Below are 20,937 nucleotides of genomic sequence, written 5' to 3'. Positions count from 1 at the left end.
GGAAACGATCAACCGGAGTCAGGGTAGTGGATGACCATCGGCCGAGGAGGGCCGCTTTCCGGGGATAAACGCTACTTTCGGCGTCGCGTCCGTAAGCTGAGGATATGTCCCCCGCACTCGTCCTGCTCGACGGCGTTCGCTGGCGGGGTGTGCGCGTGGTGGGCGACCGCGCGCACACCCTGCTGTCCGTGCTCGCCATGCAAGGGCGTGCGGGAGTCAGTGACGAGCGGCTGGTCGAGGAGCTGTGGCCGGACGAGGCGCCGGCCAACCCGGCGAAGGCGCTGCAGGTGGTCGTCTCGCGGACGAGGGCGGCGACCTGCGCCGACGTCGTGGTGCGGATCCCGCGTGGTTACCGGCTCGGGCTGCCCCCTGATCAGGTGGACGTGCTGCTGCTCGGCGCGCTGGTGGAGCAGGCACGGGCCGCACTGGGCGAGAACGACATGGCGCTGGCGTGTCTCCGCGCGGAAGAGGCCATAGGTCTCCTGAGCGGCGGCTTGAACGGCGCCACGGGCGCCCTCGCCGAGATGAGGGACGTCGCCGCGAAGGAGGTGGCCGAGGCGCGACGGGTGGCCGCGATCGCGCGGAGCCGGAGCGGCGCTCACGAAGGCGCGCTGCCGCTGCTGGAGGAGGCCGCGGCTGATCGGCCGCACGACGAGGAACTGCTCGCCTGCCTGCTGCGCAGCGAGGCCGCGGTACGAGGTGCCGCCGCCGCTCTGGAGCGTTACGAGCGCTATCGCGCGGGCCTGGTCGCACGGCTCGGCACCGGACCAGGGCCCGATCTCGCCCGCGTGTACGCCGAACTCCTCGTCGCCGATCGGCCGGTACGTGAGGGCATCCTGTTCGACGGTTCTTCGCTGCTCGGCCGGGACGCCGACATCCGCGCGGTGCACGCCCTGTTGCAGACCAACCGGGTGGTCTCCATCATCGGCCCTGGTGGACTGGGCAAGACGCGGCTGGCCCACGTCGTCGGCAGGAACGCCACACAGCCCATCGCGCACTTCGTCGAACTCGTCGGCGTCTCCTCGCCGGAGGGCGTGGTGGGCGAGGTCGGCTCGGCGCTCGGGGTTCGGGACTCGGTCAGCGGACGGCATGTCCTGACCGCCGAGCAGCGCTCCGACGTTCGCGCCCGGATCGCCCAGCATCTCGATCAGGTTCCGGCGTTGCTGATAGTGGACAACTGCGAGCACGTGATCGAGGCGGTCGCCGACCTGGTGGCGTTCCTGACCGTGACGACCCGCGACCTGCGGGTGCTCATCACCTCGCGCGCCCCCTTGTCGATCCCCGCCGAACGCGTCTACCTGCTCGGCGAGCTGCCCACGGGCGACGCGGTGGAGTTGTTCCGCCAGCGCGCCACGGCCGCCCGCCCTGGGGTGCGGATCGACGAGGGAGCGGTCGAAGAGGTCGTCGCGCGCCTCGACGGGCTGCCGCTCGCGATCGAGCTGGCCGCGGCCAAGGTGCGGGTGATGTCGGTGGAGGAGATCGCGCGACGCCTGGCGGATCGATTCGCCCTGCTGCGCGGGGGGAATCGGACGGCCCCCGACCGGCACCAGACGCTGCTCGCGGTCATCGACTGGTCGTGGAATCTGCTGAACGAGCCAGAACGGCGGGCGTTGCGGTGGTTGTCGCTGTTCGGCGACGGTTTCACGCTGGCCACGGCCGAGCACGTACTCGGCCCGGACGCCCTGCGCGCCGTGGACGCGCTGAGCGAGCAGTCGATGCTCGGCGTCCGCGAGACGACGTACGACCTGCGCTACCGGATGCTGGAGACCGTCAGGGAGTTCGGGCGGATGCGGCTGAAGGAGGCCGGCGAGGAGGAGCCCGCCCGGGCGGCGCAGCGGGCCTGGGCCACGGCGTACTCCCTCGAACACGCCTCCCGGCTGTTCAGCCCGGCGCAGTTCGCGGCGGCCGACGCGTTGCACGCCGAGGAGAGCAACCTCGCCGAACTGATCCGGCAGGCTCTCGGCGAGGCCGATCCCGTCACGACGTTCCAGTTGCTGGTCGGCGTCGGCTCGCTGTGGTCGATCCGCGGCGACCACTCCCGGGTGTTCGTTCACCGAGACGCGATCACTCGGATGATCGTCGGCTGGACGCCACCGCCGTACCTCGTCGAGGCGACGAGGATCGCCATGCTGATCACGCTCATGAACGTGGTGATGTTCGCCGATCGCCGTGACGATCCGGTGCGCGACCTCCTCCGCACGCTGCCCACCAGTGACGCGACGGATCCCCGCGTGGGGGCGTTGGCCACGGTGCTGATCGCGTGCGACGTGGCCGATGACGCCGACGTACGCGGCCGGCTGGCGGAGTTGTGCCGGAGCCCCGACCGCGACCTGGCCTTGGCGGCGACGCAGGCCAACGCCCAAGTCCTGGAGAACGCGGGAGACGCGAGCGGAGCCGTCGAGGCCGCCGAGCTGGCCCTGACGATGATCCGCGAGGAGGAGGGGCCGTGGTCCACCGCGATCGTGCACGCCGAGCTGGCCCACCTGGTCATGCAGCTCGGCGATCGCCGGCGGGCGGTCTCACACGCGCGGACCGCCATCCCGGTGCTGAGCCGGCTCGGCGCCACGGACGACGAGACCCAGCTCCGCGCGCTGCTGGTGGTCTCCGCGCTCGCCGACGGCGACCTCGACACCGCGGCGGCCGAGCTCGCCGAGCTCACCCGGATCCACGACAACGAGGCAGTGCTCGGCGGGAGGGCGGTCGTCTCGTTGTGCGCGGCCGAGCTCGCCCTCGCCCGCGGCGAGACGGCCGCCGCGCTCGCGGAATATCGCCTGGCCGTCCAGCGGGCGCACGACCTGCACCTGCCCGGGGTGCCGCGCGGGGAGCTCACGCCGTGGACGATCTCCGCGCTGTCGGCCGCCCTGACGGCGTTCGCGTACCACGCCTCTCCGGAGGACGTCGGCTACGGCGAGGAGTTGTTCTCCACCGTCCGGGGCTACGACCTGCTGACCGTGAAAAATCTCAACCTCGACTACCCGTTGTGCGGCTCGATGATCTTCTCGCTCGGTGTCTGGGGGCTGCTGCGGGGAGCCATGGCCCCCCGCGACGCGATCAGGTTGCTGGTGCTGGCCGAGCGGTTCGCGTACAACGGCAGCATGCCCTGCATGAGCTTCGAGCGGATCGAACCGTACGCGGAGCGGGCCGCGCCCGGGATGGTCGCGGCCGTGCGGGCCGAGTACGGCGATCGACGCGGCTCCGACCTGCTCGACGAGGCGCGCGATCTCGTCGAGCGGGGCTCCGGTCGTGACGGGCTGAGGTCACATGTGCCGCTTGTAACTGCGGACCGACAGCGGCGCGAAGACCGCGATGACGATCAGGCACGCCAGGAGCGTCCAGGCCACCTCTCCGCTGACGAGCGCGCTGTTGGCGAGGTCGCGGGCCGCCGTGACCAGGTGTGAGACCGGATTGATCCGTACGAACGCGGCCAGCCAGCCGGGCAGGGTCTCGACCGGGACGAACGCGTTCGACAGGAACGTCAGCGGGAACAGGATCATCATGGAGATGCCCTGGACGGCCTGGGCGCTCCTGGCGATCGTGCCGACCCAGGTGAAGACCCACGCCAGCGACCAGCCCGTGATGATCGCCAGCAGGATCGCGGCGAGCACGCCGCCCACTCCGCCGCCGGGGCGGTAGCCCATCACCAGGCCCATGCCGAAGGTCAGAGTGGCCGCGGTCGTGTAGCGCAGCAGGTCGGCCACCATGGGGCCGGCGAGCGGCGCGATCCGGGCGATCGGCAACGACTTGAACCGGTCGAAGACACCCTTCTCCATGTCCTCGCGGAGTTGTGTGCCCGTGGCCATGCACGTCGTCAGCACGGTCTGGGCGAGGATGCCGGGGATCATCAGGGGGAGGTAGCTCTGCACGTCACCCGCGATGGCGCCGCCGAAGATGAAGGCGAACATCGCGGTGAACAGGATGGGCTGCAGCGCCACGTCGAAGAACTGCTCCGGGTTGCGGCGCATCTTCTTGACCGCCCGCCACGCCATCGTCAGGGTCTGGCTGAACGTCTCTCTCATGGAGACGCGCCGCCGGGCGGCCGCCACACGTTCGGCGGCGCGGACCGCCTCGCGGGCGGGTGCGATCATGGTGTCGCTCATCGGTTCTCCTCCGTGCCGGTCTTGTCGCCGTCCGTCTCGTGGCCGGTGAGGGCGAGGAACACCTCGTCCAGGCTGGGCTTGGCCACGCTGACCGAGGCGATCGACACCCCGGCGGTGCGCAGCGCGATCAGTACGTCCGCGGCCAGGTCGGCCTGGTCGAGTGCGACGTTGAGGCGGCCCTGTTCCGTGCCGAGGACCGGATCGGAGCCGAGGACGCGCCGCACGATTTCCACGGCGATGGGCACCTCGTCCGGCTCGGCGAGCAGCATCTGAAGGGCGGAGTTGCCGACCGCGCTCTTCAACTCGTCGGGCGTGCCCTCGGCGACCTTGCGGCCGTGGTCGATGACCGCGACGCGATCGGCGAGCTGATCGGCCTCGTCCAGATACTGTGTGGTCAGCAGCACCGTGCAGCCATCGGCGACCAGACCGCGGATGGTGTCCCACATCTGGCCGCGCGTGCGTGGATCGAGGCCGGTGGTCGGCTCGTCGAGGAAGATCAGCGGGGGCCTGGTGATCAGGCTGGCCGCCAGGTCGAGGCGTCGGCGCATGCCACCGGAGAACTGCGCGATCGGTCTGTCGGCGGCCTCCTCCAGGCCGAACTGGCCCAGCAGATCGACGGCGATGCGCCGGGCGCGCGGCGCGGCGACGCCCTGCAGGCGACCGAAGAGCCAGAGGTTCTCGCGGGCGGTCAGGTTCTCGTCGACCGACGCGTACTGTCCGGTGACGCCGACGAGCTGGCGGATCATGTGCGGATTGCCGGCCACGTCGACCCCGAAGATCTCGGCGCGGCCCGCGTCGATCTTCAACAGGGTGGCCAGCATCCGTAGCATCGTGGTCTTGCCGGCGCCGTTGGGGCCGAGGACTCCGAAGATTTCACCAGGGCGTACGTCTAGATCGATCCCGTCGACGGCACGGTGCCCGCCGAACGTCTTCACCAGTCCTTCCGCATGTACGGCCAGGTCGGTTCCCCCGTCGGAGGGCGGCTCGCCCCCGAGACGTCCGAGGTCTGTGATACTCATGGCTTCACTCTCGGCGGCACCGGTTTCACGGCGCCCTCAGCAGGTTTCACCGGTGGAAAGCCCGCGGTCCGAAATCCAGGATCGGCAAACTCAGGAAAATTCGCTGATACGAAACCGCCCGGCTGACGAATACCTGACTGCGCGTTTCAAGGAGACATGAGACAACGGGCGACGTCACGGGGAGAATTCGACATGGGGGACCTCTTCGGCATGCTCAAACGCCGGGTCGACGACAACGCCAGGAAAGTGGTGGACGCCTGCGCCGGCGAGATCGCCGGCTTCCACGCGATCGAGCCCAGGTCGCGGGCGTCGATGATGGAGTTCGCGGTCGTCGTACGGCGTAGAACGGTCGAGCTGGCCGCCTCAGGCGAGCCGCTGCTGGACAGCGACCTGGCCTTCATCGAGTCGGTCGGCGAGCTGCGCGGCACGCAGGGCGTGGCGCCGAGCTGCCAGCGCGGCGCGCTCGCGCTGCACGCCGCGTTCACGCTGCGGGAGATCTCCGAGGCGGCCGGGCCCGCCGACCTGACCGACACGATGCGGGTGATCGACTGGCTGGCCCGGTACGGCCCGGCCGCCCAGGCGGTCTACACCCGCGGCTACTTCCGGGGGTACGAACGGTTCCTGCCGGCGGCCTCACGCATCTGCCTGCTGGCCACCATGGTGCTGCACGACGACCCGATGGCCGACGGGCTGGCCGGCAGCCTCGGGGTGCCGGTGACCGAGCACTATCTGGTCATGGTGGTGCGGATGGTCACGGAGCCGCCGAAGAAGTGCCGGGAGGAGGTCGTGTCCATCCTGCTGCAGCACTACCGCGTGCCGTTCGGGTGGCAGGAGCCGGACGAGTTCGTCGCGCTGGTGCCGTACAACGGGACGCGGCCGGAGGATTCGGCGGCGGCCGAGGGGACCGGGCTGGCGCTGGCGCGGGCCGTCGCCGAGGTCGTGGGGCTGCCGTGCTCGGTCGGCACCGCTCACGGGCGCCGCCGTGCGCTGGTCCAGGCGGCGGCACTGGCGCGGAAGGTCAGCCGGGTGGCGCCGATCGAGCGGGTGCCGCGCCAGGTGTACGGGGTGCCCGACGTGTTCACGGAGCTGGGCGCGATGGAGACACCGCAGGTGGACCAGTGGTTACGGGAGACGGCACGGCGGCTCGGCGACGGGCCGGACCTGGTCCCCACGCTGGACGCCTACTATCGCAACGACATGAACCGGCTGCGTACGGCCGAGTCCCTGCACATCCATCCGCGTACGCTCGACTATCGGCTGCGGCGGGTGCGGGAGCTGGTGGGGATCGAGCCGGGCTCCACGCACGGCATCCGGGTGCTGAGCACCACGGTCACCCGGCTGCTGGCAGGCGCGTGGACCGAACACGGCTTCGCCTGACCGCCTTTCAGAGGTCCGTCCGGTTGAGTTCGGCGAGGGTGATGAGCCCGTCGTCGAGGGCTCGGCCGACGAGTTCGCTCTTGGTACGGGCGGCCCGCCCCACGTTGGCGTACTTCACCCGTACACGCGTTATATAGGTGTCCACGGTCTTGGCGGTGATGTTGAGCTTGGCGGCGACGAGGTCCTTGGAGGAGGAGACGAACCACGCCCGCAGCACCTCGGTCTCACGCTGGGACAGCCGCGGCCGGTCCGGGGATTCGTCGGCGATGAACGCCCCGGACAACGACGGCGCGGTGTAGGCCTCGCCCCGCGCGGCCGCCCGGATGGCCGGCACCAGGTGCTCGGGCCCCTCCCGCTTGGTCAGGTAGGCGAGGGCGCCGAGGTCGACGCATTTGATCGCGGTCGCGTCGTCGGTGTGCTGGGAGTAGACGATCACGCGCCGGCCGTTGTCCACCAGCCGGCGCAGCTCGCCGAAGTCCGGTCTGCGCGGCACCAGCTCCAAGTCGAAGATCACCACGTCGGCTTCGGCGCCGGGGCCGGTCCAGACGTCGGCGAGCCGGTCTTCCGCGTCGATCAGCTCGATCGGCGGTACGGCCTGGGCGCACCAGTACCGGACCCCGGCGGCGATGGCCGCATGATCATCCACGATCACCGCGATGATCGGGCCGTCCCCGCCTGCCGTCGAACCGGACCGCGCCGCTTCCTCCGCCACCCCGCCGTCACCCCGTCGCCTCGTCCGGCCGCGCTCTCGCCGTGACGCAGCCTAGCGACTGAAGCCGATCACTCGTTGCGAGCTCCAGATCTGGCGGAGTTCCTCCGTCCGGCGATTCACTGCCCGCGGGGCTTGAAGTAGTGCTTGACCGCGTACGCGGTGACCTGCTGGCCGATCTTCGCGCCCTGCACGTCCGCCGTACGGGTGTGGATGCCGCCCCAGACGCGGGCCTCGATGACCTCGGCGATCGCCTGCGAGAAACTGCGGTAATGCCGGGTGGTGCCCGAGGCCGCGCTGTATCCGCTGAAGGAGATGTCGTCCCGGCCGAAGAAGTACGTCAGCGCCGTCATGCTCGCCGCGGTGAAGCAGGCGTGGCCGGAGGTGAAGTCGGGATGCGGCGGCGTGACGAGCAGCGGCGTCCAGGTGGGATCGGCGGCCGTCTCCGGGTTGCCGTCGGTGTCGGCCTGCTGGATCGCGGTGATCGGCCGCCAGAAGTGCCACGTCGCCTTCTCGTTGAAGCACGCCGTCGTGGCGTCGGCCTCGGCCAGGTCGACCATCGCGAACATCCGCGCGCTCTGGAGCGTGCTCAGCCGCCGGTTCGTGGCGAGCTGGCGCTTGATCTCCCATTCGGCCAGGTGCCGGTCGTGCCACCAGATCGCGGCCTGCGTCTGGTCGGCCGTCCTGACCGTGCTGGTCGCCGACCCGATCGTCTTGACCTCGTTGAAGTCGCGGGCGTAGCGGTCGCTGGTGAGCGCGGGCGGGCCCGAGGTGCGGAACATGGACGCGCTGGGGATGAGGAACGGTTTGAGGTGCCCGACCCAGGCCCCGTCGGAGGCGTACGCGGGAGGCGTCGGCCGCCACTGCCCTGGCTGGGTGCCGACGGTCCAGGTCTGGTCGCCGAAGGCCCCGTCGTTCCGCCGTGCGGCGATCATGGCGGCGGCCGCCTGGGCGCCCACGGTGGTGCCGCGCCGCTTGGCGCCGCCGTCGGGAATCGTGGCCATCGCCTCGTCGTACTGCGTCGTCAACCTCGCCTGCTGGGCCGGGAACAACTCGTTCAGCACCCGGAAGGCCGCCGTCGCGACGGCCGCGTCCGTGGACTCGCCGCCCTTGGCCGCCGGTGCGGCCAGGTAGGGCTGGTAGGGGGTGCCGGCGATCGCGTTCACCGCGTCATAGACGGCTCCGTGGACCATGGCGAAGCTGCGCGCCTGGACCTGCGGTTGCTGGCCGGCGATGTCCCAGATCGCCGTCTGGGCGTTTCTGTCCCAGACGATGACGGCATTGTCGGGCGGGGCCGCTTGAGAAACCGACGCGTACGCGGTTGACGAGCCGAGCGACACGGCGACGACGACCAAGCAAAGGGCCCGGCCCGTGCCACATAAAGCAAGCATGCAAGCAAAGTACAATGCCCGCCACATCCGCCACAGCAGCTAATAGGTCGAAAAATCGGTAATGACGCAACCGAAAACAAACCGCCGGGACCGGCTGGACAAGAGGCGTTCCCGTCTGTCAGGCTTAAAGCATGATCATTCGAAGGGAGGGCGCTGAAGCCCTCACCCGGTGAGCGACATCGTGCAGCGGGAAGCTGCCGCGCTCCGTGAACAATGGCTGCGTCTGGCGCTCTCGACGCTGCCCGCCGACCGTCCGGCCGCAGAGGCCGCCATCTCCGGTCTTTACCGGCTCCTCGGGCTGAGCCCACCACGATTCCACTGGGTCGCCTCACCGGTCGCGGCCCTGGCCACCGCTCCCCCAGGGCTACGCCCCTCGGAGAACATCGAGCGCGTGGCCGAGTGGCCGGTCCCGATCAGGCTCCGTTCGCTCAAGAGCAAACTGTGCGGTGAGATCGACGCCACGCTGCGGCGGACACAACTGCCGATGGACCAGCTCATCCGCCGGGAAGTGCAGTTCCCGCTGCTCGGCTCCATCACCCGCTGCCTTCTCCCGCCCCTCCGGCAGGCCCATAGCTGGGGGTTCCCCCTGCGCGGCAACTGGTACGAGCTCCAGTACGTCTCCTGGATCGCCCACTACGACGCCCTGCGCCGGGTCGCCGGCGTGGCGTTCACCGGCGAGCACCTCCAGCAGTTCGAGTTGTGGGCGGCCATCGCCAGGTCATGCCACTGGTGGTGGCCGGGCGAGCACGTGTGCGTGGTGTCCGAGCGTCCCGTCGCCCTGCACACGGAGGGCGACGAGGCCGTCGAGCCGCACCACCCGGACGGCCCGGCCGTCCGGTACGCGGACGGGTGGTCCGTGCACGCCTGGCACGGCACGCAGGTGCCGTCCTGGGTGATCGAGGACCCGACCGTCCGGCGCATCGAGGAGGAGGCCAATGTCGAGGTCAGGCGCTGCGCGATCGAGAGGATCGGCTGGAGCTCGTACATCGAGCAGGCCGGTCTGCGACTGGTCGGCGCCGCGCCCGATCCCAGCAACCCGGGCTTCGAGCTGCGGCTCTACGACGTGCGGCGGGACACGAGGGTGCTCCTCGCGGTCAACGGCTCCGTCGAGCGCGACGGCCATCGACGGCGGTACGGCCTCACCGTGCCGGCCCACTTCTCCGATCCGCTCGCCGCCGCCGGCTGGACGTACGGGTTGTCCGGCGAGCAGTACTCCCAGCTCCTACGCAGAACCTGAGGTGATTCCCATGACTGTCACGCTCGCTTCCCTGACCCGACAAACCGGACTCTCCGTACTCGACCATCTCGAACAGTCGGTACGCATCCCCGTCATCGACGGCCTCCAGGCCCAGGGCGACCTCATCGTCATCCCGCTCTCCGTCGTCGCCGCGTCGGTGTCCCCCTGGCCCGGCGCCCGCTGGGAGCCCGTGCCCCCGGAGGGCATCGAGCTGCTGCGCGGCGCGGCGGGAGGCAACCCGCACACGCTCGTCGCCGAGCCGGGAACCTGCCGCTGGACCAGGCGCGTCTCGGACTCCAGCGGCCTGGCGATCGGCGTGTTCACCGCCACCGCGCCCGTCTACCTGCTGCATCCCGAACACGGGGGCTCGGGATGCGCGGCCGGCACGTACGTGGTGCGGCGGCAGCGCGAACAGGAAGGACGCCGGGCGCGGCTCGTCGCCGACTAGACGTGCACTTCGGCCAGCAGTTCCGCCGAGCGCATCCACGCCTTCCTGTCGGGCGCCGCGAACGCCACGATCAGCTCGTCGGCGTGGGAGTGCTCGGCGAACCTCTCCACGTACGCCTTGACCTCGCCCGGGTCACCCACGGCCGAGTATTTGGCCATCTGCACGATCTGCTGTCCGGCCGGCGAGTCGAGGATCATGTCGGCCTCCTCGGTCGTGAACGCGCGCCCCCGCCCGAGGAACCTGCTCACCCGGAGCCGCTTGGAGGCCAGGAACTGCTCCTGCGCCTCCTCGGTGGTCTCCGCCGCGATCACGTTCAGGGCGGCGATCACGTACGGCTTGTCGAGCTGCGCGGACGGCTTGAACTCCTGCCGGTAGATCGCCACGGCCTCCTCGAGCGCGGTGGGCGCGAAGTGCGAGGCGAACGCGTACGGGAGGCCGAGCGCGGCGGCGAGCTGGGCCCCGAACAGGGAGGACCCGAGGATGTACAGGGGCACGTTGGTCCCCTTGCCAGGCGTGGCGTCCACGCCGGGGATGCGGGACTCGCCCCTCAGGTATCCCTGGAGCTCCAGCACGTCCTGCGGGAAGGAGTCGGCAGAGGAAGGGGTGCGGCGCAGGGCGCGCATCGTCTGCTGGTCACTACCGGGGGCGCGGCCGAGGCCGAGGTCGATGCGGCCGGGGTGGAGCGTCTCCAGGGTGCCGAACTGCTCGGCGATGGTCAGCGGCGAGTGGTTCGGCAGCATGACACCGCCCGATCCCAGGCGGATCGTCCGGGTGTGGGCGGCCACGTGAGCCACGAGCACGCTGGTCGCCGAGGAGGCGATGCTCGACATGTTGTGGTGCTCGGCGTACCAGATCCGCAGGTATCCCAGCTCCTCCGCCCGCTGGGCGAGGGCCACGCTGGCGGCGAAACTGTCACCCGCCGTCTCGCCCTCGCCGATGTGCGCCAGATCGAGAATGGACAGCGGCAGAGCCATGAGTACGCGCCTTTCGCATGAGCGATGTGACCTGGCTGTGGACAACAGCCGCGAAAGCGCGGTTATTTCACCGAGCCCCTGCGGAAGTGCCGCAGGGGCTCGTCACGCGGTCAGGAAGCGGTGCAGGTGAGCGCGGAAGGTGTGCCGTTCTGTCCGCTGTGGCTCGCCAGGAAGCCGAACGTGACCGTCGCGCCCGCCGTCACGGCGCCGTTCCAGGTGAGGTTCGTGACGCTGACGGTGCCGCTGCCGGACAGGTTGCCGTTCCAGAGTTGCGAGATCGTCTGACCGTTCGGGAACGTCCAGCCGACCTTCCAGCCCTTCATCGAGGACGCGCCCGTGTTCTTCACGGTGATCTCGGCCTGGAAGCCGTTCGACCACTGACTCGTCACCTTGTACGTCGCCGCGCACCCACCAGGCCCGGTCGTGGGCGTCACAGTGGGCGTCACGGTAGGCGTCACAGTGGGCGTCACGGTGGGGGTCACCGTCGGCGTCACCGTCGGCGTCACGGTCGGTGTGCCGGTGGGGGGCGGCGCGGCGATGGCCAGGTCGTACGCGCGCTGCGGCACGAACTGCCCCGCCCCCGCGATGCACCCGTCCGCCTCACCGGGAGGCTTGACCCAGAGGTAGGCGTCGATCGCGGAGTCGCCCGTGTTCGTGGTGCTCCAGATGCCGGTGGCCCGCCCCGCGGGGTCGCACCACTCGCTGCCAGCCGGCCCGTTGCCGTTGCGGCTGGTGTCGATGACCGCCTTGAGCCTGGAGACGCCGGTCGCCGAGATGATGCTCTTCGCGTACGACACCAGCCCCGGCGTCGCACGGTAGTTGGAGGTGTTGACCGCGATGCCGTCCGCGCTGTTGGCCACGTCCGCGCCGTTCAGCCTGGAAGCCGCCTCAGAAGCGGACAACCAGCTGTCGTGCCCGATGTCGAAGTACACCTTGACCTGCGACGACGTCCCCCGGAACTTCTTGCCCGCGTAGGCCATGGACGCCTTCACCTCGGCCTGCTCCGAGGAGTTCATACAGTTCGTCATGATCGCCAGCGCGTCCGGCTCCAGCACGATGGAGGCGGCCCGGCCGCCGAGCCCGGCGGCGATCTGGTCGATCCAGGCACGGTAGGACGCGTGGTCGGGGGCGCCGCCCGCGCTCGCGCCGCCGCAGTCGCGGTTCGGCATCGCGTACACGGCCATGATCGGGATCTTGCCCGCCGCCGCTGCCGCGCCGACGTACGCCTCCACCTGGCTGCGCACGGTCGTCGGGTTGTACGAGGCGAACCACCGCCCCTGCGGCACCGCGGCGATCCGGTCCCTGATCACGGCGGTCTTGCTGTCGTTCGGGTTCGCTGCTACCCACTTGGCCGCGTTCGTCTGCGGATCCACGTAGAAAGCGGAGTCGGCGGCCTGAGCGATGGAGGAGGACAGGACGACCGCCCCCGCCGCGGCCGTGGCGGCCGCCGCGAGGAGCACCGCCAACATGGGCCTTCTGCGAGACATAGACATTGAACTCCGTCCGTCATGTGGGAGCGCTCCCACAGGCACTCGGATCGTAGGTAGCCACCGGTGCCCGGACAAAGACATCGGGTCGATCCTTAAGCCATCACCGCAGGCCAGAGCCCCTTTCGGAGCTGAAACTTTCAGCCGGCCAGGCACGCCTCGAAGACGGCGGTCAGGCGGTCGATGTCGGCGGGCGTGGGCTCCTCGGGGCCGAGGCGGGGGGGCGTGGCGCCGATGCCGAGGAAGACCGCGGTGGCCACGCGGGCGCGCGCGTGCGCGTCGGGCCCGCCGAGCGTGGCCTCCAGCGGCTTGAGCACCGCCGTGATCAGCCGCTCCCTGGCCACCGCCTGAATCTCCGGGTGGCCGGCCGAACGTTCGAGCGCGCGCAGGATCGGGCTGTCCGGCGGATGCCACATGCGCTCCGCCGCGTATTCCGCCAGCCGCCGCGGCAGGTCCTCCCTGGCGCCCTCGAACAGGGCGCTGAAGGTCGGCTCACCGTGCAGGACCGCGGCGAAGAGCCCCGCCTTGGACCCGAAGTAGCGGCCCACCAGGGCGATGTTGGCCTCGGCCGCCGCCGCGATCATCCGTACGGTCACCTGTTCGTAGCCCTGCTCGCCGAAGAGGCTGCGAGCCGCCGCCAAGATCCGTTCCCGGGTGGCCTCACGGTCGCGTGGCCGGGCCTCAGTCACCTGGGGGTTCATGCCCGCACTCTACTCAACGCACACCCCACTTACCGCGCGGCTAGTAAACATGCGTATACTCAAGTCGGATAAATCTGTAAGAAGGGGATGTGCTGTCTTGGTAACCCAGGCACAGGCCGCATCTCCCGCGAAGCGGCACTACTCCCACCGCGAAATCCTCGAGGTCATGTCCGGGCTGATGCTCGCGATGCTCACGTCGATGATCTCGACTTCTGTGGTGGGCACCGCGCTGCCGACGATCGTGGGGGAACTAGGCGGGCAGGACCAGTATTCATGGGTCGCTAGCGCGACCATGCTGACGATGACGGTGTCCACGCCGTTGTGGGGCAAGCTGTCCGACGTCTTCGGGCGCAAGCTGCTCTTCCAGACCGCGTTGGGGCTGTTCGTCGCGGCCTCGCTGGTGGCGGGTCTGTCCCAGAACATGGGGCAACTCATCGCCGCGCGTGCCATACAGGGCCTGGGTGTAGGTGGTTTGTCGGCTCTGGCCCAGGTGATCCTGGGTGACATCGTCTCGCCCCGCGAGCGCGGCCGATACTCCGGCTACATGGGAGCCGTTTTCGGCATCTCCACGGTCGCGGGACCGTTGCTGGGCGGGTTCATCGTGGACGCCGACTGGCTGGGCTGGCGCTGGTGCTTCTACGTGGTCGTGCCGTTCGCGCTGGTGTCCTTCATCGTGATCCAGAAGGTACTGAAGCTGGAGAAGGTCAAGCGCAGCACCTCGATCGACATCTGGGGCGCCACGACGATCACGGCCAGCGCGAGCGCGCTCATGCTGCTGCTGACGCTGGGGGGCAACGAGTTCGAGTGGAACTCGTTCTGGACCTATTTCCTGGCCGCCACGGCGCTGCTCATGCTGGCCCTCGCGGTGCTCTCCGAGCGGACCGCGCGCAACCCGATCCTGCCGCCGCGGCTGTTCCGCAACCCCACGTTCGTGCTCACCGGCCTCGCCTCGCTGTTCGTCGGCATGGCGATGTTCGGTGCGATGATCTACCTGCCGCAGTACCTGCAGATCGTCAAGGGGCTCAGCCCGACCAACTCGGGACTGATGACACTGCCCATGGTGGTGGCGCTGTTCCTGGCCGGCGTGATCTCCGGCAAGATCGTCACCCAGACCGGACGATGGAAGATCTTCCCGGTCATGGGCCTGCTCATCGTGGCCGTCGGGTTGTTCCTGCTGTCCAGGCTGCACGTGGACTCCAGCGAGTGGCTCATCGGAATCGACGTGGCGGTGCTGGGCACCGGGCTCGGCCTGTCCATGCAGATGCTCATCCTGGCCGCCCAGAACGGCTCCGAACTGCGCGACATGGCCTCGACCACGTCGGGCGTGTCGTTCTTCCGGTCGCTGGGCGGCGCCGTCGGCGTGGCCGCGTTCGGCGCGATCCTGACCAGCCGGCTCAAGGACGAGATCGCCAAGATGGTCGTCGAGCAGCACATCTCGCTGCCCGGCGGCGCGGACGTCAAGCTCGGCAGCCCGGCCGCCATCCAGGCGTTGCCGGGGCCGATCAAGAACATCGTGCTGGAGGCGTTCACGCGCGGTCTTGAGACCGTGTTCATGGTGGGCGTGCCCATCGCGCTGCTCGGCTTCGTGGCCGCGCTCTTCCTCAAGGAACTGCCGCTGCGCGGCTCGGGAGCGCCCGCGGTCCCTGAGACCAAGCCGCTCAACAAGGACGACATGGTGCTGGCCGGTCTCCTGCTGGAGCTCATCGCCCAGCGCATCGAGCGGCTGAACGGCGAGCGCACCGCGCTGCTGAGCGCGGTCGCCAAACTGGCGCCGCCTGACGAGCGCTCAGAGCGCGAGCGGGCGAGATCGGTCGCGCAGGACGTGTTGCGGCCCACCTCGCGCGCTCTGATCGCGCAGGCCACGCCACCACAGAAAGACCTCGTAACAGGAGGAATCTCGTAATGATTCGCAAGTTTGTGGGCGCCGTCGCCTCGGCCCTGGCCATCCTGGCCGGGCTGTGGCAGATGATCGCGCCCTTCGCCCTCGGCACCCAGCCGGAGGAGGCCGATTGGACGAACGCCACCCAGTCCGAGTTCTTCACCGGTCTCGGCGTGGCGGTCGTGGGGCTCGTGGGAGCGATCGCGTTCGTGACGGCCATCTATGAAGAGCTCGTGGTGCGCGAGCTGGTGGCGCCGAAGCCGCGCAAGGTCGAGCCGGAGCCCGAGCCCGTGGCCGTCGCCGCGCCGCAGGCGTCCTCCGCCGAGCTGGCCACTCTGCTGGCGCCGCTCGTCGAGGCACTGCGTGAGGACTTGAACACCGGTTCCCGTTCCAGCGGTGGCGAGCACCGTCAGAACGGCAAGACTTCCCTGGTCGGAGTGGAGGAGACCCGATGAAGGCCAAGCTGGGCGTTTTCGCCTTGGTGCTGCTGTTCCTCGGTGGCCTGTGGCTGGTCGCCGCGCCGTTCGCGGTCGGCTACCAGCCTCGCGGGGCGACGTACGTGGACGCGACGATCAACGACCTGTGGCTCGGCGGCGCGATCGCCGGTCTCTCGTTCGTGGCCCTCGTGGTCTACGCGGCCGACACCCTGCGTGAACTGGCCCACCGCGGCAAGCACGCCGACGCCTGACGGCGAGAAATGCCGTGTTCGGCAGTGGCACAGACCCGCGGTGGGAGCCGCTGGCAGGCAAGCTCCCCGCCGGTCAGTTCGAGATCGGCAAGGACGGCGCCGGCCTGCTCGTCGTGGGCTTCGACGGATCGGACCCGAGCCGCAACGCTCTCGCGTACGCGGCCGGGCTCGCCCGGAGGGACAACGCCGCGCTGCTCATCGCCTTCGTGGAGTCGCTCAACACCGCGGCTCTCTGGTTCTTCGCCGGGTCGCCGATCATTCCCGACTCGGGGGCCGATCTGACGGAGGACCTCAGGGATGAGTTGCGCGGCGCCGGCGTTCCCTGGCAGTTCGTCAGCGTGCGCGGCGACACGGCCAGAGAGCTGGAGACGCTGGCCAGCGCATACATGGCGGACGCGATCGTGGTGGGGCGGTCGCGGTCCACCTGGCGCGGCTCGGTTTCCGCCGGTCTGGCGAAACGGGCTCGCCGTACCGTGCTGATAGTCCCCTGACCAGGGCGGACGTCGCATATGGTGGCCAGATGAAACGTGCTACCGCCATGGCGTTCGTGGTGCTCGCGTCCGTTTCGTGCGGCGCCGGGGAACCGGCCGCCTCGCCCGCGACGTCGGCTCCTGTCCACGAGACGCCGCAATCGCCCACGCCCGTGCCCGCCACGGCCGAGCCCAGCCCGACGGCCCCGCCCGCCTTCACCTCGAAGGTCTCGCAGGTCTCCCGCGACCGGCTGCCGTACTCATGGCAGCCCGGCTGTCCCGTGCACTATCGGGACCTGCGGCTGATCACCCTGTCGTACTGGGGCTTCGACAACAAGCCGCACACCGGCGAGCTGGTCGTGCGCAAGACGGTTACCGACGACATCGAGACGGTCTTCAAGAAGTTGTACGACTGGCGCTGGCCCATCAAACAGATGAAGCTGGTGGACGCGTTCAAGGCGGACGACTACGACTCGATCGACGTCAACAACACCTCGGCCTTCAACTGCCGCCGGGCGACCGGATCGAGCAATTGGTCGAACCACGCTTACGGGGAAGCGATAGACATCAATCCCCTCCAGAACCCCTATGTCACCGCAAGCGGTAGCACCGCACACCAAAACGCCAAGAAATTCACCAAGCGCCCAATGAACGGTAAAGGTGTGATAAACCCTGGTGACAAGGTCGTCAAGGCCTTTGCCAAGGTCGGCTGGGAGTGGGGCGGCTACTGGTCAGGGGCCAAGGACTTCCAGCATTTCTCCAAGGGCGGAGGCTGAGAGAATCCCCTCATGACGGCTAAGGACGGCGACGGCTGGACCGAGTGCTCCCAAGGCCACCGGCATTGGGGCATCCACGGTGCATCCGGGCTCCTCGTCGTACATCATGACGATCTCGGCGTCCCGTACGTGCTCATGCAGAAACGCTCCTGGTGGAGCCACCACGGCGGCACCTGGGGCCTGCCCGGCGGGGCGCGCGACAGCCACGAGGACGCGGTCACCGGCGCGCTGCGCGAGGCCCACGAGGAGGCCGCGCTCGGCGGCGAAGAGCTGCGGGTGCAGGGCGTCTACCTCGACGACCACGGCGGGTGGGCGTTCGAGACGGTGATCGCCGAGTCGGCCGAGCTGCTGGCCGCGGCGCCGGCCAACCGCGAGAGCACCGAGCTGCGCTGGATCGCGCTGCCCGAGGTGACCGAGCGGAAGCTGCACCCCGGCTTCGCCGCCACCTGGGACCAGGTCCAGGGCGCGATCAGGCCGGAGACCCTCGTGCTCGACGTGGCCAACATCGTCGGCGCGCGGGCCGAGCGCGGCTGGTGGAACGACCGGCTGGGGGCCGCCACGCGGCTGCTGCACGACGTCTCGGTGCTGCGGCTGGCGCATCCGGTGCTGGCGCAGTGGTATCCGCGGATGGTCGCGGTCGTGGAGGGGGCGGCCAGGAGCGCGCCCGCCGTGCCGGGGATCCAGGTGGTGGCCGCCACCGGCAGTGGCGACGACGCGATCGTCGATGTCGTACGCCAGTGCAAGCCCTGGGAGCGGGTGCTCGTCGTCACCGCGGACCGAGGACTGAAGGAGCGGGTCGGCGAGCTGGGCGCCGAGACCGTGGGCCCGAAATGGCTGCTGTCCCAGCTCTAGATCCCCGAAATGGCTGCTGTCCCAGCTCTTAGATCTCGGCGGGCACCACACGGTCGAAGGCGGCCTTGAGCCCGGTCACGTCGAGCACGCGCTGTAACACGCCGTGCACGCCCACGATGCCTAACGTCCCGGCGTGCTCGGAGACCCTGCGCTGGTGCTCCACCAGGACCCACAGGCCACTGGAGTCGCAGAAATCGAGCTCGCCGGCATCGATCACGATCTCCACCCGGCCCTCGGCGAACAACGTCACCAAGCTGTCCTTCAGCAGCGGGGCCGTCAGCTTGTCAAGATCACCGGTGAGCCGCACGAGCGCGTCGCACTCGCCGCGTTGCACCTCGACGCTGAGATCCGCCACCACCTGAACGTACACCCCTGTCACCACAGCCGCTATCGTGGTTTCCGCACGGGAGGGTTCGCATAGTGGACGAGTGCAGCCGCCTTGAAAGCGGCCAGGTCAGCGATGGCCTCGTGGGTTCGAATCCCACACCCTCCGCTCAGTCGCGAAGCCCCGCGAACCCGTCGCCCACGCAGGCGGCGAGCTGCAGGTAGGCCTCCCTGGTCGACTCCTGGAGCCGGTCGAGGTCGATCTCCGCGCCCTCCTCCAGATGCGGGTCATACGGCACCCGGATCACCGCGCGGCTCCTGGCGGCGAAATGGGCCTCCAGCTTCTTGATGTCCACCGCCGACTTCGACCGGGGCCTGACGCTGCACAACACGACGGTGGCGTTCTTCACCAGGTCGCCGTAGTGGTGCGCCTCCAGCCAGTCGAGCGTCGCCGAGGCCGCCCTGGCGCCGTCCACGGACGGGGAGCTGACCAGCACGATCTGGTCGGCCAGCCCGAGCACGCCGCCCATGGCGGAGTGCAGCAGCCCGGTGCCGCAGTCGGTGATGCAGATCGAGTAGAAGTTCTCCAGCACCTGCGAGATGTCCTGGTAGTCGGAGCCGCTGAACGCCTCGGAGACCGACGGGTCGCGGTCGGAGGCCAGCACCTCCAGCCTGGAGGAGGCCTGCGAGGTGAACGCCCTGATGTCCACGTACCGCTTGACCTGGTCACGCTCGTTGAGCAGGTCGCGTACGGTGGCCGAGGTCTCCAGGACGAGCTTGTCCGACAGGGTGCCGCGGTCGGGGTTGGCGTCCACGGCGATGACGCGGTCGCCGCGCATCTGGGCCAGAGTGGCGCCGAGGCCGACCGTGGTCGTGGTCTTGCCCACACCGCCCTTCAGGCTCAGCACTGCCACACGGTGGTGTCCCGCGGTGACCGGGGTGCGGGCCCTGCCGATGAGCTCTCTGCGGCGGCGCACCTCCGGGGGCTCGCCCGGCTTGATCCAGCCGCCGGACGCCTTGTAGATGATGCGGCGCCAGCCCTTGGAGGGGGCGTTACGCCGTCCGCGTAGCAGGGACTCCGGGTCGAGGCTCTCGGCGGTCGGGCGGCCGGTTACCGGAGGTCTGGGCGAGGCCGTGAAGACCGGGATGGGGGCCGGGCGGCGGCGGGGGTGCGGCGTCGGCGGGATCTCCCGCTCGGCGGGGCGCCACTCGTGCTGCTCGGTCCGCTGCTCTCGCCACTGGGGCGATTCCGGCTGCTCGTTCCACTGCGGGCGCTCAGGCTCCCGCTCGCCCCACTGCGGGCGCTCCTGCTGCTCGGCCCACTGCGGACGCTCTGCCTGTTGCTCCGCCCACTGCGGGCGCTCCTGCTGCTCCTCCGCCCACTGCGGACGCTCAGGCTCTTGCTCGGTCCACTGCGGGCGCTCCGGCTGCTCCGTCCACTGCGGGCGCTCAGGCGGCTCCTCTGACCGCTCCGGGCGCTCCTCCGGCCGGCTTTCCGTCCGGCCTTCCGACCGGCTTTCCGACCGGCTTTCCGACCGGCTTTCCGACCGCTGAGGTTGCTCCGGCTGCTGCTCGGCCCATGCCGGGCGCTGCTCCGGTTCCTGGAGGTGGACCTCCGGGTCGGTCCGCTGCTGCGGGCGCTCGGTCTTCGGGAGCGGGTCCGACGACTCCGACCACAACGAGCGGTCGGTGTGCGGCAGCGTCATCGACGAGTCGACGGGCGGGAGAGGCTCGTCCACCAATTTCGGACGCTCATTACGCGGCTGGGTGTCCGCCCAGGCGCCCGGCTCGCGCTCCGCGGGCGGTTCCTCCTCCACGCGGGGGCTCTCCACGGCGGCCGACTCGGGCCGCCGCGTCTCCTCGGCCTCGGCCGGCTCCCGTGCCCATTCGTGGCGCCGCGTCTCCTCGGTCTCAGCCGGCTCCCGCGCCCATTCGGGCACCTGCGACTCCACCGGGGCCTGCTCAGGAGCCTTCTCCTGGGCCTTGTCGAGGGCCTTGTCCTGGACCTGCTCAGGCGGCGTGAACGACAGCGCGTAGGTGTCGGTGTCGTCCGGCCGCGGCAAGGGCTTCAGCGGGGCGTGGAAGGGGTCCTCCGGCCTCTGCGGCGGGGGCTCCTCCTTGACGGCGGCCCTCCCGAGCCACTCCCCGGCCTCGCTCTCCGCCTCGGGCACGTCCTCGGCCGCCGCAGCGCCGTACACGGAGTCGACGGCCGCGCGAAACAGCGGCGGCGTCGGCGTATCGTGCTGAGGCACCAGAGACCAGGGGTCCTGAGGGTACGGCGAAGCGACCGCCTCCTCGACGGAAGCAGCCGAGGCGCCGACAGGAACGGGCGCGTCGTCCGTCTCCTTGATCGCGTCGAGCCAGGCCAGCTGTTCCTCGAGAGATTCTTCTCGATCGTGTCTTGCCACCGTGTTCCCCCTCGGGTGGGTCTAAAGGGGCAGCAAATACATTGCAGGTTAACGCCACCGGTTACCGCGCAGCCCGGCAACCCACAACTTCTTTGCCCGG

Annotated in this window: 18 protein-coding genes, 1 tRNA gene and 1 pseudogene; 11 read left to right on the top strand and 9 right to left on the bottom strand. The window is 69.8% G+C overall.

The window, feature by feature from the left end; genetic code table 11:
* Nucleotides 1-104: 104 nt before the first annotated feature.
* Nucleotides 105-1,241: pseudogene (locus ACFPZ3_RS05990) on the top strand (BTAD domain-containing putative transcriptional regulator); the annotation flags it as partial.
* A gap of 2,016 nt (nt 1,242-3,257) precedes the next feature.
* Here the strand turns inward: ACFPZ3_RS05990 and ACFPZ3_RS05985 are convergent.
* Nucleotides 3,258-4,097, bottom strand: coding sequence for an ABC transporter permease (locus ACFPZ3_RS05985; RefSeq protein WP_379512929.1), 840 nt, complete (start codon nt 4,095-4,097; stop codon nt 3,258-3,260).
* Nucleotides 4,094-5,116 (bottom strand): ATP-binding cassette domain-containing protein, encoded by a 1,023-nt coding sequence (locus ACFPZ3_RS05980; RefSeq protein ID WP_379512928.1) that lies wholly within the window; start codon nt 5,114-5,116, stop codon nt 4,094-4,096. The genes ACFPZ3_RS05985 and ACFPZ3_RS05980 overlap by 4 nt, the downstream gene beginning before the upstream one ends.
* Nucleotides 5,117-5,308: 192 nt before the next feature.
* Here ACFPZ3_RS05980 and ACFPZ3_RS05975 point away from each other — a divergent pair, with 192 nt between their 5' ends.
* A complete protein-coding gene (locus ACFPZ3_RS05975; protein ID WP_379512927.1) occupies nt 5,309-6,493 on the top strand; it encodes a PucR family transcriptional regulator in 1,185 nt (394 codons plus the stop codon).
* Nucleotides 6,494-6,500: 7 nt separating this feature from the next.
* On the opposite strand, the gene ACFPZ3_RS05970 is transcribed toward ACFPZ3_RS05975, so the two are convergent.
* Both ACFPZ3_RS05970 and ACFPZ3_RS05965 read right to left on the bottom strand, forming a co-directional pair.
* Nucleotides 6,501-7,205 carry a response regulator gene (locus ACFPZ3_RS05970; protein WP_379512926.1) on the bottom strand — a complete coding sequence of 235 codons (705 nt, stop codon included), beginning with the start codon at nt 7,203-7,205 and terminating at the stop codon, nt 6,501-6,503.
* A 116-nt stretch (nt 7,206-7,321) separates the two neighbouring features.
* Nucleotides 7,322-8,593 carry a vanadium-dependent haloperoxidase gene (locus ACFPZ3_RS05965; RefSeq protein ID WP_379512925.1) on the bottom strand — a complete coding sequence of 424 codons (1,272 nt, stop codon included), beginning with the start codon at nt 8,591-8,593 and terminating at the stop codon, nt 7,322-7,324.
* 169 nt (nt 8,594-8,762) lie between these two features.
* Between ACFPZ3_RS05965 and ACFPZ3_RS05960 the strand changes: the two genes are divergently transcribed.
* Nucleotides 8,763-9,830 carry a DUF6745 domain-containing protein gene (locus ACFPZ3_RS05960; protein ID WP_379512924.1) on the top strand — a complete coding sequence of 356 codons (1,068 nt, stop codon included), beginning with the start codon at nt 8,763-8,765 and terminating at the stop codon, nt 9,828-9,830.
* Nucleotides 9,831-9,840: 10 nt separating this feature from the next.
* Nucleotides 9,841-10,278, top strand: coding sequence for a hypothetical protein (locus ACFPZ3_RS05955; RefSeq protein ID WP_379512923.1), 438 nt, complete (start codon nt 9,841-9,843; stop codon nt 10,276-10,278).
* On the opposite strand, the gene ACFPZ3_RS05950 is transcribed toward ACFPZ3_RS05955, so the two are convergent.
* The 3 genes from ACFPZ3_RS05950 to ACFPZ3_RS05940 all read right to left on the bottom strand — a co-directional run bounded on the left by ACFPZ3_RS05950 (nt 10,275) and on the right by ACFPZ3_RS05940 (nt 13,440).
* Nucleotides 10,275-11,252: an LLM class flavin-dependent oxidoreductase gene (locus ACFPZ3_RS05950; protein WP_379512922.1), complete on the bottom strand. Its 978-nt coding sequence runs from the start codon at nt 11,250-11,252 to the stop codon at nt 10,275-10,277. The two genes, ACFPZ3_RS05955 and ACFPZ3_RS05950, sit on opposite strands and share 4 nt — an antisense overlap.
* Nucleotides 11,253-11,362: 110 nt before the next feature.
* Nucleotides 11,363-12,721: a glycoside hydrolase family 6 protein gene (locus ACFPZ3_RS05945; protein ID WP_379512921.1), complete on the bottom strand. Its 1,359-nt coding sequence runs from the start codon at nt 12,719-12,721 to the stop codon at nt 11,363-11,365.
* 158 nt (nt 12,722-12,879) lie between these two features.
* The gene (locus ACFPZ3_RS05940) at nt 12,880-13,440 is read right to left on the bottom strand and encodes a TetR/AcrR family transcriptional regulator (protein WP_379512920.1); all 561 of its coding nucleotides are present in this window, start codon (nt 13,438-13,440) and stop codon (nt 12,880-12,882) included.
* Between the two features lie 49 nt (nt 13,441-13,489).
* Between ACFPZ3_RS05940 and ACFPZ3_RS05935 the strand changes: the two genes are divergently transcribed.
* The 6 genes from ACFPZ3_RS05935 to ACFPZ3_RS05910 are packed head-to-tail and all read left to right on the top strand — an operon-like array spanning nt 13,490 to nt 18,105.
* Nucleotides 13,490-15,343 (top strand): MDR family MFS transporter, encoded by a 1,854-nt coding sequence (locus ACFPZ3_RS05935; protein WP_379512919.1) that lies wholly within the window; start codon nt 13,490-13,492, stop codon nt 15,341-15,343.
* Nucleotides 15,343-15,774: a hypothetical protein gene (locus tag ACFPZ3_RS05930; protein ID WP_379512918.1), complete on the top strand. Its 432-nt coding sequence runs from the start codon at nt 15,343-15,345 to the stop codon at nt 15,772-15,774. Before ACFPZ3_RS05935 ends, ACFPZ3_RS05930 begins: the two co-directional genes overlap by 1 nt.
* The gene (locus ACFPZ3_RS05925; RefSeq protein ID WP_379512917.1) at nt 15,771-16,007 is read left to right on the top strand and encodes a hypothetical protein; all 237 of its coding nucleotides are present in this window, start codon (nt 15,771-15,773) and stop codon (nt 16,005-16,007) included. The genes ACFPZ3_RS05930 and ACFPZ3_RS05925 overlap by 4 nt, the downstream gene beginning before the upstream one ends.
* Nucleotides 16,008-16,021: 14 nt before the next feature.
* Complete coding sequence (locus tag ACFPZ3_RS05920; protein WP_379512916.1) at nt 16,022-16,498, top strand: universal stress protein; 477 nt, start codon at nt 16,022-16,024, stop codon at nt 16,496-16,498.
* Between the two features lie 29 nt (nt 16,499-16,527).
* Entirely contained in the window at nt 16,528-17,253 is a 726-nt protein-coding gene (locus tag ACFPZ3_RS05915) for a M15 family metallopeptidase (RefSeq protein WP_379512915.1), read from the top strand.
* 12 nt (nt 17,254-17,265) lie between these two features.
* A complete protein-coding gene (locus ACFPZ3_RS05910; protein WP_379512914.1) occupies nt 17,266-18,105 on the top strand; it encodes an NUDIX domain-containing protein in 840 nt (279 codons plus the stop codon).
* Nucleotides 18,106-18,133: 28 nt separating this feature from the next.
* Here ACFPZ3_RS05910 and ACFPZ3_RS05905 read toward each other — a convergent pair whose 3' ends face one another.
* Nucleotides 18,134-18,487, bottom strand: coding sequence for an STAS domain-containing protein (locus tag ACFPZ3_RS05905; protein WP_379512913.1), 354 nt, complete (start codon nt 18,485-18,487; stop codon nt 18,134-18,136).
* 24 nt (nt 18,488-18,511) lie between these two features.
* On the opposite strand from ACFPZ3_RS05905, the gene ACFPZ3_RS05900 reads away from it, so the two are divergent.
* A tRNA-Ser gene (locus tag ACFPZ3_RS05900) sits at nt 18,512-18,598 on the top strand.
* Nucleotide 18,599: 1 nt separating this feature from the next.
* Here ACFPZ3_RS05900 and ACFPZ3_RS05895 read toward each other — a convergent pair.
* Nucleotides 18,600-20,837 carry a nucleotide-binding protein gene (locus tag ACFPZ3_RS05895; RefSeq protein WP_379512912.1) on the bottom strand — a complete coding sequence of 746 codons (2,238 nt, stop codon included), beginning with the start codon at nt 20,835-20,837 and terminating at the stop codon, nt 18,600-18,602.
* Nucleotides 20,838-20,937: the final 100 nt, after the last annotated feature.

This window comes from Nonomuraea insulae, from assembly GCF_042656245.1.
The sequence above is the reverse complement of the archived record's forward strand: the minus strand, read 5'-3'. Positions and strand labels throughout refer to the sequence as shown.

Excerpts from the sequence above, each read along its gene's own strand:
- ACFPZ3_RS05980 (WP_379512928.1), bottom strand. The coding sequence starts at position 5,116 with ATGAGTATCACAGACCTCGGACGTCTCGGGGGCGAGCCGCCCTCCGAC.
- ACFPZ3_RS05965 (WP_379512925.1), bottom strand. The coding sequence starts at position 8,593 with ATGCTTGCTTTATGTGGCACGGGCCGGGCCCTTTGCTTGGTCGTCGTC.
- ACFPZ3_RS05950 (WP_379512922.1), bottom strand. The coding sequence starts at position 11,252 with ATGGCTCTGCCGCTGTCCATTCTCGATCTGGCGCACATCGGCGAGGGC.
- ACFPZ3_RS05935 (WP_379512919.1), top strand. The coding sequence starts at position 13,490 with ATGCGTATACTCAAGTCGGATAAATCTGTAAGAAGGGGATGTGCTGTC.
- ACFPZ3_RS05915 (WP_379512915.1), top strand. The coding sequence starts at position 16,528 with ATGAAACGTGCTACCGCCATGGCGTTCGTGGTGCTCGCGTCCGTTTCG.
- ACFPZ3_RS05975 (WP_379512927.1), top strand. The coding sequence starts at position 5,309 with ATGGGGGACCTCTTCGGCATGCTCAAACGCCGGGTCGACGACAACGCC.
- ACFPZ3_RS05930 (WP_379512918.1), top strand. The coding sequence starts at position 15,343 with ATGATTCGCAAGTTTGTGGGCGCCGTCGCCTCGGCCCTGGCCATCCTG.
- ACFPZ3_RS05945 (WP_379512921.1), bottom strand. The coding sequence starts at position 12,721 with ATGTTGGCGGTGCTCCTCGCGGCGGCCGCCACGGCCGCGGCGGGGGCG.
- ACFPZ3_RS05910 (WP_379512914.1), top strand. The coding sequence starts at position 17,266 with ATGACGGCTAAGGACGGCGACGGCTGGACCGAGTGCTCCCAAGGCCAC.
- ACFPZ3_RS05925 (WP_379512917.1), top strand. The coding sequence starts at position 15,771 with ATGAAGGCCAAGCTGGGCGTTTTCGCCTTGGTGCTGCTGTTCCTCGGT.
- ACFPZ3_RS05985 (WP_379512929.1), bottom strand. The coding sequence starts at position 4,097 with ATGAGCGACACCATGATCGCACCCGCCCGCGAGGCGGTCCGCGCCGCC.
- ACFPZ3_RS05940 (WP_379512920.1), bottom strand. The coding sequence starts at position 13,440 with ATGAACCCCCAGGTGACTGAGGCCCGGCCACGCGACCGTGAGGCCACC.
- ACFPZ3_RS05955 (WP_379512923.1), top strand. The coding sequence starts at position 9,841 with ATGACTGTCACGCTCGCTTCCCTGACCCGACAAACCGGACTCTCCGTA.